Consider the following 16,718-nt stretch of genomic DNA (forward strand, 5'->3'; position numbering starts at 1 on the left):
TAAACTGGCATATTAACTACCTTTATCTTCTATTCATCTTGTTTTCTTATTTCGCTTGAAATTTCAAATTCGATCATCCGATCATGATCACTCACGAGAACACCATTGAAAAATAGAACCAGATAAAGCACAATCGGTACAATTAAGAATAGCCTCAATTGGACAAAATAAGCAAATAAGAATATTGGAAAAATGAAGACAAGGAATAACAATCCATAACCCAAGCCTTTTTGAAAAATTCGTTTCTTCATTACCAAAAATCCACTCCTTCTTTCGTTAGTTTTAATGGATTCAGTGTTTTAACTCTACCAATATACTTTAAATCCGCCTTTTTTCCTTTAAGAAAGGCTTTTAATTTCATTTTTCTAAACACAGCAACAAGCATAAATGAGAAGGTCACCGCAAGAGCCAAAGATAGTAAATGTACCATACCTTGAAAATAGTTTGTCGCTTTAATAGTAGGTCCTAGCCAAAATTGATACGGAGTAAGTAAACGAATAAGTGCAGCTATCACAATAGTTGCTCCAAGGTATGATAGACCTTTCCTACTTCTCACGTTTTGGTTATGTGTATGTTTGATAAATGAATAGTTTGTTTGATAAATGAATAGTTTGTTTGATAAATGGCAAAGGATTTCTTAGTAGACAGACTCCAATTTCTTTGCACTAAGTATTCTTGAGGTTGGTCTGTCACAATCAAATACCATCCTTTTTGAAACGTCTGGTCATTTAAGGAGATATTGTAGACACGACCTTTAATTTTTTGTTTACGAACCATGAAAACAACCTTTCGATTAGATGAATATTCTTTAATGATAGAGTACATTACCATGAAAGACCAATGCTCTGAATAAAATATTACAAAGATGTTTATTTTCAATAATCTTCTTCATCTTCTCCCCTATTTGATTAGTTTTTCAAACAAAAGCCATCCTTGCTACTTCATGTAATCCGTATTGATATATTTTTCAAAATGAAACCTTTTTGTAAAAAATCCATTCGTATAAAATAGATAAGAAGAAAAAATTACATAGTCCATCACTAGTAACAAGAAGATACTAGGAGTTGAAAGATATAGAAACATTGAGACAGAAAATATAACAATAAATAAAATGGTGAGTAAAACGATGGTTTTGTTATGTTTTTTTACTTGCTGCTGAAATCCTGCGTACTCATCTTTTGTCAATTCAACCTTTTCAAACTCTATATTCTTATATAGTCGTTTATTAAACACAATCGCAGCAATGATCGAAAGAACAAAGGACGCAAACAAGAGATAATTACTTAAGACCTCGTTGGATTCAATGCTTTTAAATAGACCAAATCCTAGAACATGGTAACCAATGATAGATGACAAAAATATTTTGGATGTAGATGCCTTATGAGCAACTGACTTTTTCAATTCGCCAGTAGATAAATCGATATAAAAGGTATCTTCTTTATAATCTCCCAAACAAAGAAGCGATTTATAGGTGTACTTCATTCCTTCTCCTTCTTATCTACAGCCTTCGCATATTACTCAGTCAGATCCTCGCAAACAAACCGTAAATCTATTACCTACTATCATACCGAAATACAGTTTGAAGTTCAAGTTAGTCGCTAGCTAGGGAAATCGGATTAGCAAAAAGAGACCACAGGGTCTCTTACTATTTGATTCTATACTGAATGAACGAGACACAAAAAAATCCACTCACTCGGGGTGAAATGGATTGTTTCTTTATTAACGGTTCAACAAGAAATTGAACAATTTTTCGACAATTTTTACGACCAACCAGCATAAGAATCCGATATAGCTGAAATAGAAAATGAGTGACAAAATCGTAATAATCATGGTTTCCTCCTTCGTCGATTGCAAGTACTTGTCTTATTATACCTTTTTATGCAATCGAACTCAATAGAATTTTGAAAATTGTCTGATTATTCTTTTTCTTCTTTAGCTTCTTTGGCGTCTTGATCAGCTTCTTCACTGCCTTTATTGACAGCTGTCTTAAATTCAGCAAACATTTTGCCGATGGACTGACCCAACTCTGGCAGGCGTTTTGGTCCAAAAATCAAGAGGGCGCCCAGAATGATGATGATCAAACCTGGTGCTCCAATATCACGTAAAATTCCCATTAGTTTCTCCTTTTTCTTGAATAGATGACTTTACTGATGGCGACACTGACTTCAAATAATAAGATCAAAGGGAGTGTCATGGCCAAGTCACTGATAAAGTCTGCAGGGGTTAGCACGACGGCTAAGACCAGCAGGACAAAGTAAGCATATCGTCGGTAGATTATTAAAAACAGTGGTGTCAAGAGACCAATCGAGGTCAGAAAAGCGACCAAAACTGGTAACTCGAACAAAACCCCTAAAGGCAAGGTGGTGTGCCATAAGAAGGTTAAATAATTTTGTGCCGTCAATTGGGTATCAAACAGCCCTTCTCCTAAACGCATCAAGACCTCTAAAATAGCTGGACTGACAAAGAAATAACCAAATGCAAGCCCCAGCACAAAGCAAATAAAGCTAGCTGGGATGTAGGCAAAGACAGCACGCGCCTCCTTCTCCTTCAGAGCCGGCCTTACAAATTGCCAGATCTGGTAGACAATAAAGGGCAAGGTCAGGCTAAAGGCTGTGAGATTGGCCAGCGATACATAGATCCAGAGGATATCATTCGGTCCCAGCACCAGCAGTTTTTGATGCAGGCTAGCCGTCAAGGCTTGGTAGAGCTCTCCACCAAATACAAAAGCCACCAGAAAGACGATAATATAACACAAGACCACTGCGATCAATCGTTTTCGAAATTCGACCAAATGTTCAACAATGGTCATTTCATCTGTTCTACTCTTTGCCATGTTGTCTCACCGTAACGAGTGCGATCAAGGCCACAAAGATACCTTGAGGAAGAAGAACTTCCCAGCTTGGATAGATGCCCGCCCAATCGATGGTTGGAAGTCCATTGACCAAATGGCTAGGTAGGATATTGGTCAACTGCAAGGCGTGAATGCTGACACCGAGCATCTTGAAGGCCAAGGCGTAAATCAACCAAGTCAGAATGAAAAAGATTCGATGAGGTTTGATAGCTTGACTAGCCTTGGTCATGGCCACTGCAATGATGATGAGAACGGCTATAGCAAGCCCGATTCCCAGTAAGAAATTCGCAGTTGTAATCCGCGGAATGATCCCGACATAAAAGAGAATGGTCTCAGCCCCTTCACGAAAGACTGCTAAGAAACTGAGAGCAAACATCGATACAAAGCTTCCTGTAGCCGTCACTGTCTTCATTTGACGGTCCATAAAGGCATTCCACTGTTTGACAGAGGACTTGCTGTGGAGCCAAATTCCGATGAGGATCATCATGACCACAGCGAAAATCCCAACCCCACCTTCAATGATTTCCCGATTAGACCCCGAAGTAACGGCTGGAAATGCTACTTGCAGAACAAGAGCAATCGCTGCACTGGCAAGAACACCAGCTATAGCTCCACCGTAAACCCATTTGAGGCCTTTCCTCATCTTAGTGGCTTTAAGGGTCGTTACAAGCGCCATGACGATCAGAAGAGCTTCTACTCCTTCACGCAGAAGAATTAACATGGCGTCAAAGACGTTGTAAGAAGCTGTCGTATCGATCGCAGACAGGTCCTTGATCAAGGCTTGTAATTTCTCTTGATAGGCCTTTTCTTTCCCCTTGACCATAATGACCGGGGATTCGCTCTCTACGCGCGTGTAGAGACTGGGATTGGTCGTGCTAACATCTCCCTCGATGGTTGGCCAGATCGTGATGAACTGCTTCATAGTCGCTGCAGCAGATTTATCGTCGCCGGATTGAAATTGGCTTTGCGCCTTCTCCAAAAGCTTGATCCCATCTTTCAACGTCAAATCCGTACTGGCACTGCTAATGGCTTCTCCTTTTACAAAGGCATCAATCCCAATTTTGAGGTCATTATAAGAGGACTGGATGTTAGTGAAATCAGTAGGCTCTGTTTCAATACTACTGCGCAAGAGCGAAATGGCCGTCTCGATTTTGCCATAGTAGGCTGTGCTGTGATCTCTTACCACCGCTTCGTTTCGCGTCCAGGTGTTATTGAGATCAGCATAGGTTTGACGGGTTTTATCCAGATCCTTAGCTGTAATGGCCTCTTGTAGGTTCTTAAAATAAGGTGCGAGCCGACTCACGAGTTTGTCTTTTTCCGCCTCTAAATCGACCGGATTTTGCTCTTTTTCAAAAGCGAGCAAGGCTGATGAGATCTTGGTAAGATCGTCTTTGGTTACCTCCCCTTTTATAGCCAGGGCTTGGTTAACTTTTTTCCCTGCCTTGGAATCATGGTGATCTTTGGATTCAAAATCAGCCTGAATCTCAGCGATTAATGCCTTGGCCTTTTTCTGGTCCTTATTTTGTACAGCGGTTGTTGCATCCGTGATCTTGATAAAGAGATCGCTATAAGACTCCGCAGCCACTGGATGAGTCCAGAACAAGGCAAGAAGGCCTAAAAGGATCAAGAGTTTATTCAAAGAGTGCTTGACCAAGATACCCTCCTTTCTCAACGCCTGCAAAGCAAGCAAAGAGTCCACTTCCGATATGAGTGATATACTCGTTCATTTTGTCTACTGCGCCCAAGTTGGTTTGGATTTTGACAAAGCTGTTCGGATCCTTTTGAAAGGCGATAAAGATCAAGCCTGCATCAAATTGCCCGGTTTGTTCATTGATGCCATCCGAATAGGAATATGACCGGCGTAAAATCGGTCGATCGACTTCTTTGGCCAAACGGACATGTGAATCAACTGGTAGTTTAGATAAATCTACTTCATCAAATTCGTTGGTTTTACCAAAGGGAGCACCGGACTCCTTGTAGCGACCAAAGGTATTTTCCTGTTCCTGCAAATTGGTTCGATCCCAAGTTTCCAAGTGCATTTGCACTAGGCGAAGAGCCATATAGGAACCACCCTTCATCCAGTCCTTGCTGTCAGTCCAGACGACCTTGTCAAAATCCTTCTCAGTCGTGACATTTGCTGTTCCATCCTTGAAACCAAAGAGGTTGCGCGGCGTTTCTTTTCGGTCACCAATAGCTGCAAAGCCTGATTTGCTCCACTTCATGGTAATGGTATTGCGACCCTTACGAATCAGATTTCGCACCGCATGAAAGGCTACTTGCTCATCATCTGCACAGGCTTGAATGACGATATCACCACCAGTGTATTTGTCCTGCAACTGCTCCTTTGGAAATGGAGGCAAATCACGAAAGAGTTTCGGACGCTTGGACTCCAAGCCCAGTTTCTTTAGAAAGGAAGCCGAAACCCCAAACGTCAGGCTCAAGCGATAGGGGTTAAGTCCTACTGTTTCACCAGTATCTGTTGGTGGCAAGAGGGCATTGGACCCATCTTTTTTGACCAACTCTCCTTCGACTAATTTACTACTATAATCAGTCCAGTCTTTAAAGAGCTGGATGACTTCTTTTTTGTCCGTCGTGTGAAGGTCTAACACCACCAAGTAGCAAGCCTTCTGCATGGCCGTCGTAATCCCTGCTTGGTGCTTGCCATAAAAGGAGATGTCTTCATCCCCATCATAAGCTTTTTTGCTGGAACTTTCTTGTTTAGCGAAAAAAGCAGATGCACCAGAGAGACCTAGCGCTAGACCAGCCCCTCCAATACCTGCTTTTTTAAGAAATTCACGACGGTCCATTTTTTTATCTAAAAATTTTTCGTCAGCCATTTTTCTTATTTCCCATCTAAAATCACACCCATTTGAGACAAAGGTTCACCAAGTTTGGTCACAGCTTCAGCCAATTCCTTGGTATCTTCCTTGGATAAATCTGTGTAAGACTTATAGTTTGAATCATCTGTCATGTGTTTGTCCAATAAAGCATTAACATTCTTGAACTCTGCTTCCAAGGTTTTAACCAATTTAGCATCTTTTTTCTCAATCAAGGGTTTAAAGAGAGAGAAGATCTTTTCAGCCCCTTCAATATTGGCACGGAAGTCGTAAAGATCTGTATGAGAGAAGACTTCTTCTTCACCCGTAATCTTTTGCGTTGCCACTTCATTGAGCAAATCGACAGCTCCGGTCAACATGATATCCGGTGTTACTTCTACTGTAGCAATTTTAGCTTTCAACTCCTTGATATCGTTCACCAGTTGGTCAGCGTATTTGTCTGTTCCATCTGTGGTATTGTTTTCCCAAAGGATACGCTCAATCCGGTGGAAACCTGACCAGCCATCTTCTGATTTATTTTCATCCACATAATCCACCAAACGGTAGTCGATCTTGACATCCGATTCTCCGAAGGTTTCAGCAATCGGTTCGGAACGTTCATAGGCCATACGGATCAAGGGATATTGTTTTTTAGCTTCTTCCAAATTCCCGTCTTTTAGGGTAGCTCGGAATCCTTCTGTATCCTTGAGCAATTGGTCAATTTGCATTTCAACAAAGTCTTTGTATTCAGCTGTCGCATTGTCCAAGGTCTTCTGGTCAGCCTTTGACAACTGCACCGTTGAGCTGGTTTGCGTCTTTTGACTGGACTGTTTGCTAGTAGTATTTGCACACCCTGCTAAAAGAGCAACACTCAATAAGAGTAGACTATATTTTTTCATGAAAGACTTCTCCTCATTTGTTCTTGCCCTTATTTTACTAGATATTTTCTCATTTTTCAATAATTGTCTGAAAATTTAATAATAGAAAAACTTTTCTGAGAATCTGTCTTTTACAAAAGAATATCTTTGACTCGTCCGATTTCGGATTCTTTAACCACCACAAAGATGCTATCACCTAGATACAAGCGGGTCGCACCATTGACCGTATAGCTCTTACCACTTCGCATTTGCGTGGTGATCAAGATATCTTGAGGGAGGTGCAGTTCATGGACTTGCTTTCCTGCGATCTTTTCTGATACAGGGATCTCAATTAAAGTCAACTCTCCTTCTTCTTGCGCCTTATCTGGCAAGAGTTGCTCCAGCATGGCTTCATAGACTGGCGCACCATGGAAGAGATCCATAATCATATAAGCTACCAAGGTGACCATCCCTAGTGGCATTAAACTTCGAATATCGCCTACCATCTCTGTTACCAAAATCATCGCTGTTAAAGGAGCTTTCGAAATAGCCCCAAAATACCCACTCATTCCTAAAATAATGAAGAGAGGTAATTGATTTTGAGAGATAAAGCCAATATTTTGGAGGAAAATTCCAACAATGGCCCCTAAAAGAGATCCTAAAGCTAGAATGGGCAAGAAAATTCCGCCAGGTAGACCACTACCATAGCTCAACATACTCCAGATAAACCGGATCGTAAAATAGAGAAGGATCGATAGAACTGGATACGGTACTCGAGCTAAATCTAACACCAATTGGTTCCCGCCACCAAGAATTTGTGGAAGAAAATAGCCGATTGGAAGAATCGAGACAAAGGCAAATAAGGAAGAGTAATGAGAGGGAACATGAAAAATCTTCTCTAGCAAACGATACAGGCGACCGATATTGAGCACCACTATTTCGTAGACATAACCTGCTGCCCCTAAAAAGACTCCAAGAAAAAGATAAATCCAGTACTGAGACAGATGGAGTGGCGGAATATTTTGTGGCATATGAAGCACTGGTGTTTGACCAAAGACATTGAGTGAAATAAAATTAGCAGTTAAACTAGCAGCCAAGGTCGAAATCCAAAAGAAACGTGAAAAATGATGGTAGACCTCTTCAACCACAAATAAAAGCCCCGCTATAGGTGCATTAAAGGCAGCGGCAAGACCAGCAGCAGCCCCACTTGCAATCAAAGATCGCTCCTCAACCGGACTGACCTTCAAATGATGGGCCACTCCTTTTCCACCCATTGCTCCTAATTGAATACTAGGACCTTCACGACCAAGCATCAAACCACTTCCGATGGCCAAGACACCTAGAATATACTTCTTCCACAAGGTATCCCACCAGCTCACCGCCAAGAGGCCCTTGAGTTCCGCTTCGACTTGCGGAATTCCTGATCCCTTGATATCCCGATTGGTGCGAATGAGGCGACCAGCAATCAGTACGATCACCCCATACCCCAACAGCATCGCCAGCAAATAAAGTGGTTGACCAGACATCTCCTTGTAAACGCCTTGAACAAAATGAAAAATATGTTCGATCAAAAAACGAAAACTTGAGACGATGCAGCCCACAACGATCCCAACCAGAACACCTCTGACAATATGGGCCACAATCGAACTAGAGGCAAAATGAAATTCCTTTTTTAAGGCTTCTTCTTTAGCAGACATTCCCTAACTCCTTCAAACTCTTATCCTATTCATTATACCTTATTTCACTGCCTCTGAATACATGGAAAGACAGAAAAAAACAAAACTAGCAACGCTAGCTTTGTTTTTCAGTTATTCATTATTCAGCAGTTAAAGCTGCCATTGTGATGTAGTTGTAAGGTTTGTTGAAGTGTGGCAAGAAGAACAAGTCTGTCAAAGCCAATTTATCAATCGTCACGTGTTCTTGAATCGCAAGTGAGAACATGTGGATAGCCATTGAGATGGCGCTATCACGTGATACCATTTGAGCTCCAAGGATTTGACGAGTGTCTTTATCGTAGACGATCTTGATACCAACTTCATAGTTATCGTGTTTGATAAATTCAGGTTTTTGAAGGTCGTTAAAGCCAGTTTCAGTGGCATTGAAGCCTGCAGCTTTCGCTTTTTCAAGAGTCAAACCAGTTGAAACCATGTGAAGGCCGTAGATAGAGATACCGTTAGAACCTTGAACACCGATTCCTTCTAATTCATGACCAGTCGCATTGTAGGCACCGACAATACCTGAACGAACCGCATTAGAAGCAAGAGCGATGTAGCTCATTTCGTTACGAGCGTTATCGAAGATAGTCGCACAGTCACCAACTGCGTACACACCTGGAAGTGACGTTTCTTGTTTCTTATCAACAAGGAAAGCACCATTGCGGAAGAGTTCGATCTTACCATCAGCAAGAGCTGTATTAGGACGGAAACCAACAGCCAAGATAACCATATCTACATCGAAGGTCTCTTTATCGGTTACAAGGCGTTCTACCTTACCATCTCCTTCAACCGCTTGAACCGTTTGTCCAAGCGCCAAACGGATATTGTGGTCTTCCAAGTTTTTCGCCATGATGTCTGTGAAGTCTTTGTCGTAGTAGCCATTCAAGACAGTGTCCACGATATCTACCAAGACAACATCTTTACCAAGACGTTCGAAAGCTTCCGCAAGTTCAACACCAATGTAACCACCACCAACTACGGCGATACGATTCAAGTGTTTGCTGTTGTCCTTCAATTTTTCGATCACTTCTTCAGCGTTTTGGTACAATTTAACGAATTGAAGATTTTCAAGAGTTGCTTTGAATTCGCGGTTACCAGGAACGATTTCAACTCCTTTAATTGGAGGAATGATTGGTGTTGATCCAGTCGCAAAGATCAATTTTTCGTAAGATTCTTTGTGTTCTTTTCCATCAACTTCTGCAGTCACCACTTTGTTGTCATAGTCAATTGAAAGAACAGGAGAGTTCATGTAGACTTTTGCACCTTTTGCTTCCAATTTTTCTTTGTCAGAGTAGAAAAGACCTTCAGGACCATCGATTTGCTCACCGATCCAAAGCGCCATCCCACATCCAAGGAATGAAATGTTTGAGTTTTGGTCAAAAACCACAATTTCATTTTCATTTCCGAAATTATCTAACATAGTGTTGATACAAGCTGTTCCGGCATGGTTAGCCCCTACAACAACGATTTTACTCATAGAATAAATCCTACCTTTAATTTAATTTACTTCTTGAGTATATCATAAAAATGATATCGGTTACAATTATTTTGCTCAGAATTTGTGATCTTTTTTTCAATTTTCCAGAAAATCCCACTTCACATGTTTCCAAAAATCTCAAACAATATGCTTGAAAGGATTGTGAAAACGATATCTTTTTGATATACTGTAGGTAAGTGAAAATAGGAAAGGATAGATTTTTAGTGGACCTAAGTAGTCGATCCGAACATTTGATGGGAACGACCATCACTGTTTCGATCTGTCACCCACAAGCGAATGAACTCTTAGCCCGCTGCTTTGAACTTCTTCGCTCCTACGAACATCGCTTCAGTGCTAATGATGCAAGTTCTGAACTCATGGAGGTCAATCACCAAGCTGGTATTGCTCCTGTCCAAGTACATCCAGATCTTTTTGAACTGATTGCATTAGGAACCTTGCATAGTCAAGCTCAGAACAGCCATTTAAACATCGCCATTGGTCCTCTTGTACAGACCTGGCGAATTGGATTTTCAGATGCTAGACGTCCCCAGCAAGGGGAAATTAATCAAGCTCTGACCATGATCGATCCTCACCGAATTCAGCTCGACCCAGAAAACCATACGGTCTTTCTTATGCGTCCTGGAATGAAGATCGACTTGGGAGCCTTAGCAAAAGGCTATAGCGCAGATCTAATTGCTACCTATCTGAGAGGTAAGGGAATCAAGGATGCCTTGATTGATCTTGGAGGAAATATCCTAACCGTTGGTCAACACCCTGTTAAACAGCAGCCTTGGCGGATTGGCATTCAAAATCCTGTCGAAAAAAGAGGAAATCACTTACTGGTCCTCTCAGTCAAGAATAAATCTGTTGTCACCTCTGGCATCTACGAGCGTCATTTAGAAGTTGAAGGCCAGTCGTTTCATCATATCTTTGATAGCGCGACGGGCTATCCGGTCGAGACAGACTTAGCCAGTATCACTATCATATCTGATCGATCCGTAGACGGGGAGATATGGACTACCCGCCTGTTCGGGGAATCTCCTGCTTCTATCCTCAATACTGTTGAATCACTTCCTGGTATAGACACCTTATTGGTTTCTCAATCAGGCAAGATTGCCTATACAAGTGGGCTCCAATCATATTTATAATTCTCCTATCAGAAAGGAATTTTCCATGATAAAACTTATTGCGATTGTGGGGACTAACTCCAAACGTTCTACAAACCGTCAACTACTTCAATACATGCAAAAACATTTTGCTGATAAGGCTGAGATCGAATTGGTCGAAATTAAAGATATCCCTGTCTTTAACAAACCAGCCGACAAACAAGTTCCTGAAGCTGTCTTGGATATTGTTGCAAAAATTGAAGAAGCTGATGGGGTCATTATTGGAACTCCAGAATACGACCACTCTATTCCAGCAGTCTTGATGAGTGCACTCGCTTGGCTCTCATACGGAGTCTTCCCATTGTTGAACAAACCGGTCATGATTACTGGGGCATCATACGGTACGTTGGGATCTTCACGCGCCCAACTCCAACTTCGCCAAATCTTAAATGCTCCTGAAATTAAAGCGAATGTCTTGCCAGATGAATTCTTGCTCTCCCATTCATTGCAAGCCTTTGATCAAAATGGAGACTTGGTGGATTTAGATGTCATTCAAAAATTAGATGCCGTCTTCAATGATTTCCGTGTATTTGTAAAAATCACAGACAAATTGCGCAACGCCCAAGAATTACTTCGCAAAGATGCTGAAGAATTTGACTGGGAAAACTTGTAAGATAGGAGACATACTAGCATGAAATTTGTTGGACTTGTAGGATCGAACTACGATCAATCATATAACCGTAAACTTTTGGAATTCATTCGCCGCCAATTTAAGATCAAATTTGAATTGGAAGTTCTTGAAATCGACGAAGTTCCAATGTTTAATCAAGATGAAAAATGGGACGAAAGTTTCCAATTACGTCTTTTATATAACAAAATCACTCGTGCAGATGGTGTCATCATTGCCACTCCAGAGCACAACCATACGATCTCTGCTGCTCTCAAGTCTGTTCTTGAATGGCTATCTTTCGAGGTGCATCCATTTGAAAACAAACCGGTTATGATCGTCGGTGCTTCTTACTATGATCAAGGGACTTCACGCGCACAGGTTCACCTCCGTAAGATCCTTGATGCTCCAGGTGTCAATGCTTACACTCTTCCAGGGAATGAATTCCTTCTAGGAAAAGCGAAAGAAGCTTTTGACGAAAACGGCAATATCATCAACGAGGGAACCGTCAAATTCCTTGAAACCTGCTTGGATAATTTTATGAAATACGTTGAGGTTGTATCGAAATTGAAAAAACCAAAACCAATTGAACCAGAAGACTTGGATTGTAATCATCCAATCGCTACAACTGTTACTGAAGTCGATCCTGACGATCCAGACTGGGTAGAAAAAGTAGCTGAAATCACCGGTGCCGTTTCTGGCGATACCTATGTCAAACTCGACCACGGTATCCTAACCGTTAACCAAATTGATATGTTCTTGAAGGCTATGCCATTTGAATTGACTTATGCCGATGATAACAACCAATTCCTCTACTACAACAATGCCCATCAAGATCCAGATACCATGTTTGCTAAACGCGTGCCACCTCAATCAGGAAGCCGGATGTCAACCGTTCACGGCTCCCTACCACCAGCACGTATGAAAAACGTGGAATGGGTGATTGGTACCCTTCGTAACGGTAACCAAGACTATGTTCGGACCATTGTTCCAGGATCTCCTGAAGGCGTGATTAACACTCACAACTACCAAGCTATGTACTATGAAGATGGTTCTTACGCTGGTATCAATGAGATTGTCTTCAACTTCAAACCATGGTTGGACTGGTACCTGCAAACAACAGGTCAACGTCTAGTTGGCGGAAGGGGTCCATTTGCTCCTGCTGGTGGACACGGTAGTGCAGATGCAACTTCTGGTGCTTCTGATGCTGGAGGACATGGTGACGGAGGGCACGGAGATGCCGATGCCACTTCTGGTGCAAGCAACTAAGAAACTAGAAAAAAATGAAGCTTCATGCTTCATTTTTTTATTGTAAGTCTTTGATGATCTTCTTAGCATCTTCGTTTGAAATAGCCCCTAATTGGACATGTCCAATTTTCCCATGACTGTCTATAAAGACTTCTGTAGGAATAGAGCGAACCTGATAATCTGCAAATGCAGAACCATCTGGATTATACAAGACCGGTACTGACTTGTAATCTTGTTGATCAAACCATTTAACGAATTCTTCTTCTGTTTTTTCACCTTGGAGTCCTGGTGCCATAATGGTCAGAATTTCAAAGTCTCTATCCGTATCCTTGACCAATTTCTCTAATTCGGGCATACTTTGCCGGCAAGGACCACACCAGGTTGCCCAAAATTTCAAATAAACCTTCTTCCCTTTGTAGTCTGAAAGTTTGACCGTATTCCCCTGCATATCCTTTAGTTCAAAGTCACTAGCGTCTTTTCCTACCAAAGGATGCTTATTCGTTGTTGTATTCATTGTTGGCTGATTGTCCATACTACTCTCACTGGATTGATTCATGGAACAAGCTGACAGCAAAGCCAGAGAAAGTACTGAGAAACAAGCGTATTTAATACCTTTCATCATGCGTTAAACCTCCGATATTTTTATGAAAAGATAGATGACAAACTGTTCAATTGTCCCAAGAGTAAGAGAATTCCCATCAGAATAATGATGGCTCCGCCGATTTTCTTCAACAACAACAAATGGGGTTTGAGACGATTAAAGTAAGGTAGGACCAGACTAGATGCTAAGGCCAAGAGTAAAAACGGAAGAGCCATTCCCAAGGTGTAAACTAGGAGATAAACAGCTCCCATAAGAGCATCCTGCCCATCTGATGCTGCTAAAGCAAGAACTGATCCTAATACCGGACCAATACAAGGCGTCCAACCAAAACTAAAGCCAAGACCAAGGAGAAAAGCTGAAAACAATTCATTCTTCTGTTTGTTGGCTCCAAAATCTACTGATTTTTGCTTTTCAAGGAAATGAAAATGAAAGACTTCCATTTGATGAAGACCAAGGATAATGATGAGGGCTCCCATCAGATAACGGAACCAATTGGTGTACATGATCTTTCCAAGCAAGCCCGCTCCAAAACCAATGAGGAGGAAAATAACAGAAATACCGGCAATAAAACAAAGAGTTTTCAGCAAGCCATGCCAGCGAATTTTTTTCCCGAACAATTGGATAGCCTTTTCCTGATCACTTCCTAGTAAGATTCCAATATAAACCGGAAGCAAAGGAAAGACACAGGGAGAAAAGAAAGACAGAATACCCGCAAGAAAAACTGTCAATGAAAAAACGATTGGATTCATAGTTCACTCCGTATATTGATATGCTACATTCAGTATAACATTGACTGACAAAAAATAAAAATTTCTGCTACGTTTTTTTACTAAAGTTTGGATTTAGATACTAGTTTCAAAAGAAAAACTCTAAAGCACAAACCTTTAGAGTTTTTAATATAACTTATTCTTCTGCCGTTTGTTTATTTGGTAATACGAGCGATAAAAGAATCCCGATGACTACTGGCACTAACCATGGAAGAGATTGAGCCGCAAATGGAAGCAAAACAATCCCCTTTTCTACTAGTGAAATTTTAAAGGTACTTGCCAGAACACTTGCAAGAGAGACCAAGCTGGCCAAGAAAATAGTCAGTTGCATTCCTGGTTTTGAAAGAGCCACAAATTTATTCACTATCACAATCAATACAATGGTAATGGTGATTGGGTAAAGAATCATCAAGACTGGCAATGAGAAAGCAATAATGGTATTCAAGCCAAGGTTGGCAATCGCAAAACCAATCAGAGTGAAGACACTTGCATAGACCTTGTAAGAAACCTTAGGGAAGGTGCTATGGAAGAATTCACTGGTAGAGACGATCAAACCAGCTGTTGTGGTAAAGCAAGTTACCGTCACCATTCCTGCTAGGAAAATCTGAGCAGTCGGACCAAAGATCGCTTTGGTCGCTTCTGATAATACATACACCCCTTTATTGGTATCAGATGCCATAACAGAAGCTGGAATTGGAAAATGATTTCCCAGATATCCTAAGCCAATATACAGCACACTAAAACCAAGGGCTACAACAATTCCAACCAACCAAATGGTCTTGATATATTCTTTCTTACTTGAAAATCCAAGTTGATTCAAGGTAGTCACTGCGATCACACTAAAGGCAACAGATGCCAAGGCATCCAAGGTATTGTACCCCTCTAAAAATCCTTGCCCAAAGGCAGAAGCCTGATAGGCTTTGGTGGCCACCATTGGAGCGTGTCCACTGTATTTCAGAGCCCCAAGAACGACCAAGATCAAAATGAGAATCGCAAAGATCGGGGTCAAAATACGACCGATCCGATCTAGAATCTTAGATGGATTCAAAGCAATCAGAAAGGCTAGCAAAAAGTAGACCAGGGTAAAAATGAAAAGTGCTAAACTGGCATTCATTCCACCTAATAAGGGGGCTATCCCCACTTCGAAAGATACCGTCGCCGTTCTTGGAATGGCAAAGAAAGGACCAATCGAAAGATAAAGCGCAACTAAGTATACAATCGCGAAAACAGGTGAAATCTTACGAGAAATCTCATCAATATATCCTTTGGGATTAAGTGTACCGATAATCAAGGTCACAATGGCAATTCCCACGCCTGAAAGGACAAACCCAGCAATAGCTGGCCAAAATTGATTACCCGATAAAGCACCAAGAGTCGGTGGGAAAATCAGGTTTCCAGCACCAAAAAAAATACCAAACAGTAATAAACCTGTCAGGGAACCTTTTCGTAACATACGATCTCCTTAAAAAAACGATAATCTTAACTTTATCAAATTCATTTGAAGAAAGCAACTTATTTGCATGAACAATCCGCTAGTTCTATCAGTCATTATGGTACAATGGATGTAAGATTTTACGAGGTGCAAAACATGTATCTATATCTATTCTGGTTATTTCCAGCTCTTATTTTTTTATTGTTCTTTATGAGTGATCGCAGAAGGCTTTTCAATGCTTATCTCTTTTCGATAAACCTGGGGCTTCTTCTACTGATTTCTGCATTTCTACTAGTCGTTCGAACTGAGCTATGGTTTAATCAACAAATTGCAATGATTGTTTTTGTAGTGATTTCCATCCTCGTTTTTCTCAGCATTATTTTCTCATCTATCTTTCTCCTTTTTAACGGCCGTCAAATGATGCTTTTTGAAGGAAAAAGACTGGCCAACCTCCTCTCTCTGCTTTATGGACTGTTTATTATCGGAGCTTTGGCACTACATTTTCTACCCTATTTCCCAGGGAATGACATCCTCATTTATCTGACTGACTTTGCCCTGTTTTACATGACCTTTCTCTACCTCTCTTATGTATCCTATGGGACCTTTTGCAATCTCTTTCCGGTTCGCAAAGAGCCAGACGCCATCATCATCCTTGGCTCAGGTTTGATCGGAGACAAGGTTCCCCCACTCTTGGCCCAACGTCTTGAGAAGGGAAAGGCCATTTATGAGCAGTTCAAGGAACGACCAAAGCTGATTGTTTCTGGTGGTCAAGGATCAGATGAGCTGATCGCAGAGGCGGAAGCTATGGCCAGATACTTGATGGAACATGGGGTGCCAGAAGACGCCATTCTCATCGAGAATCGCTCTCGTACTACTTTTGAAAACCTGACCTTTAGCAAGCGTATCCTTGAAGAACAGGGGCTTGGCAAGAGAGTCCTTGTGGTAACCAATTCTTTTCACGCGCTCCGTGCAGGTGTCTTTATGAGACGATTGAAAATACCTGGTCGAAGTATCGGTTCAAGAACAGCTTTTTACTATCTCCCATCCGCTTGGATTCGAGAAACCGTTGGCTTGGTTTCACTTTATTGGAAATGGCATGTTACCTTCCTAGCTCTTCTATTTCTGCCTTGGTTCTTTACACAAATCATGAAACTGATTGAGTTCTTCATGCAACATCTAAA

17 protein-coding genes are annotated in these 16,718 nt (G+C 41.3%); 4 read left to right on the plus strand and 13 right to left on the minus strand.

Translation table 11 applies throughout. From position 1 onward, the window contains the following. Positions 1 to 29: 29 nt before the first annotated feature. The 10 genes from O3646_RS02845 to nox all read right to left on the minus strand — a co-directional run bounded on the left by O3646_RS02845 (position 30) and on the right by nox (position 9,716). Positions 30 to 251 (minus strand): hypothetical protein, encoded by a 222-nt coding sequence (locus O3646_RS02845; RefSeq protein WP_343093066.1) that lies wholly within the window; start codon positions 249 to 251, stop codon positions 30 to 32. Continuing rightward, complete coding sequence (locus O3646_RS02850) at positions 251 to 514, minus strand: hypothetical protein (protein WP_371610503.1); 264 nt, start codon at positions 512 to 514, stop codon at positions 251 to 253. Before O3646_RS02850 ends, O3646_RS02845 begins: the two co-directional genes overlap by 1 nt. Before the next feature lie 422 nt (positions 515 to 936). Then, positions 937 to 1,482, minus strand: a complete 546-nt coding sequence (locus tag O3646_RS02855) for a hypothetical protein (RefSeq protein ID WP_049507749.1) — start codon at positions 1,480 to 1,482, stop codon at positions 937 to 939. Between the two features lie 434 nt (positions 1,483 to 1,916). Then, positions 1,917 to 2,114 (minus strand): twin-arginine translocase TatA/TatE family subunit, encoded by a 198-nt coding sequence (locus O3646_RS02860; RefSeq protein ID WP_023918087.1) that lies wholly within the window; start codon positions 2,112 to 2,114, stop codon positions 1,917 to 1,919. Beyond that, positions 2,114 to 2,833, minus strand: a complete 720-nt coding sequence (gene tatC, locus O3646_RS02865) for a twin-arginine translocase subunit TatC (protein WP_343093065.1) — start codon at positions 2,831 to 2,833, stop codon at positions 2,114 to 2,116. The genes O3646_RS02860 and tatC overlap by 1 nt, the downstream gene beginning before the upstream one ends. After that, complete coding sequence (locus tag O3646_RS02870; protein ID WP_343093064.1) at positions 2,820 to 4,505, minus strand: FTR1 family protein; 1,686 nt, start codon at positions 4,503 to 4,505, stop codon at positions 2,820 to 2,822. The genes tatC and O3646_RS02870 overlap by 14 nt, the downstream gene beginning before the upstream one ends. Further along, entirely contained in the window at positions 4,483 to 5,688 is a 1,206-nt protein-coding gene (gene efeB / locus O3646_RS02875) for an iron uptake transporter deferrochelatase/peroxidase subunit (RefSeq protein ID WP_118398258.1), read from the minus strand. The genes O3646_RS02870 and efeB overlap by 23 nt, the downstream gene beginning before the upstream one ends. A 5-nt stretch (positions 5,689 to 5,693) precedes the next feature. After that, on the minus strand, positions 5,694 to 6,566 hold the full coding sequence (efeO, locus tag O3646_RS02880; protein ID WP_118398255.1) for an iron uptake system protein EfeO: 873 nt from the start codon (positions 6,564 to 6,566) through the stop codon (positions 5,694 to 5,696). Between the two features lie 110 nt (positions 6,567 to 6,676). After that, positions 6,677 to 8,221, minus strand: a complete 1,545-nt coding sequence (locus tag O3646_RS02885) for a ClC family H(+)/Cl(-) exchange transporter (RefSeq protein ID WP_371610504.1) — start codon at positions 8,219 to 8,221, stop codon at positions 6,677 to 6,679. Between the two features lie 118 nt (positions 8,222 to 8,339). Further along, positions 8,340 to 9,716 (minus strand): H2O-forming NADH oxidase, encoded by a 1,377-nt coding sequence (gene nox, locus O3646_RS02890; RefSeq protein ID WP_003001563.1) that lies wholly within the window; start codon positions 9,714 to 9,716, stop codon positions 8,340 to 8,342. Between the two features lie 224 nt (positions 9,717 to 9,940). Here nox and O3646_RS02895 point away from each other — a divergent pair, with 224 nt between their 5' ends. Genes O3646_RS02895 through O3646_RS02905 form a run of 3 tightly spaced genes read left to right on the plus strand, consistent with a single transcriptional unit; the run spans position 9,941 to position 12,758 of the window. Continuing rightward, positions 9,941 to 10,864 (plus strand): FAD:protein FMN transferase, encoded by a 924-nt coding sequence (locus O3646_RS02895; protein WP_311638413.1) that lies wholly within the window; start codon positions 9,941 to 9,943, stop codon positions 10,862 to 10,864. Positions 10,865 to 10,889: 25 nt separating this feature from the next. Next, complete coding sequence (locus O3646_RS02900) at positions 10,890 to 11,495, plus strand: NADPH-dependent FMN reductase (protein ID WP_023918073.1); 606 nt, start codon at positions 10,890 to 10,892, stop codon at positions 11,493 to 11,495. A gap of 18 nt (positions 11,496 to 11,513) precedes the next feature. Next, on the plus strand, positions 11,514 to 12,758 hold the full coding sequence (locus O3646_RS02905) for an NAD(P)H-dependent oxidoreductase (protein WP_371610505.1): 1,245 nt from the start codon (positions 11,514 to 11,516) through the stop codon (positions 12,756 to 12,758). Positions 12,759 to 12,795: 37 nt separating this feature from the next. Here O3646_RS02905 and O3646_RS02910 read toward each other — a convergent pair whose 3' ends face one another. The 3 genes from O3646_RS02910 to brnQ form a co-directional block, all read right to left on the minus strand. After that, complete coding sequence (locus tag O3646_RS02910; RefSeq protein WP_371610506.1) at positions 12,796 to 13,359, minus strand: TlpA family protein disulfide reductase; 564 nt, start codon at positions 13,357 to 13,359, stop codon at positions 12,796 to 12,798. Positions 13,360 to 13,379: 20 nt separating this feature from the next. Further along, complete coding sequence (ccdA2, locus tag O3646_RS02915) at positions 13,380 to 14,087, minus strand: thiol-disulfide oxidoreductase-associated membrane protein CcdA2 (RefSeq protein WP_371610507.1); 708 nt, start codon at positions 14,085 to 14,087, stop codon at positions 13,380 to 13,382. Positions 14,088 to 14,241: 154 nt separating this feature from the next. Next, positions 14,242 to 15,558, minus strand: coding sequence for a branched-chain amino acid transport system II carrier protein (gene brnQ, locus O3646_RS02920; RefSeq protein WP_371610508.1), 1,317 nt, complete (start codon positions 15,556 to 15,558; stop codon positions 14,242 to 14,244). A gap of 135 nt (positions 15,559 to 15,693) precedes the next feature. On the opposite strand from brnQ, the gene O3646_RS02925 reads away from it, so the two are divergent. Further along, on the plus strand, positions 15,694 to 16,718 hold a 1,025-nt coding region (locus tag O3646_RS02925; RefSeq protein WP_371610509.1), incomplete at its 3' end, for a YdcF family protein.

Source organism: Streptococcus sp. 27098_8_148 (assembly GCF_041432105.1).
Lineage (GTDB): Bacteria > Bacillota > Bacilli > Lactobacillales > Streptococcaceae > Streptococcus > Streptococcus parasanguinis_AE.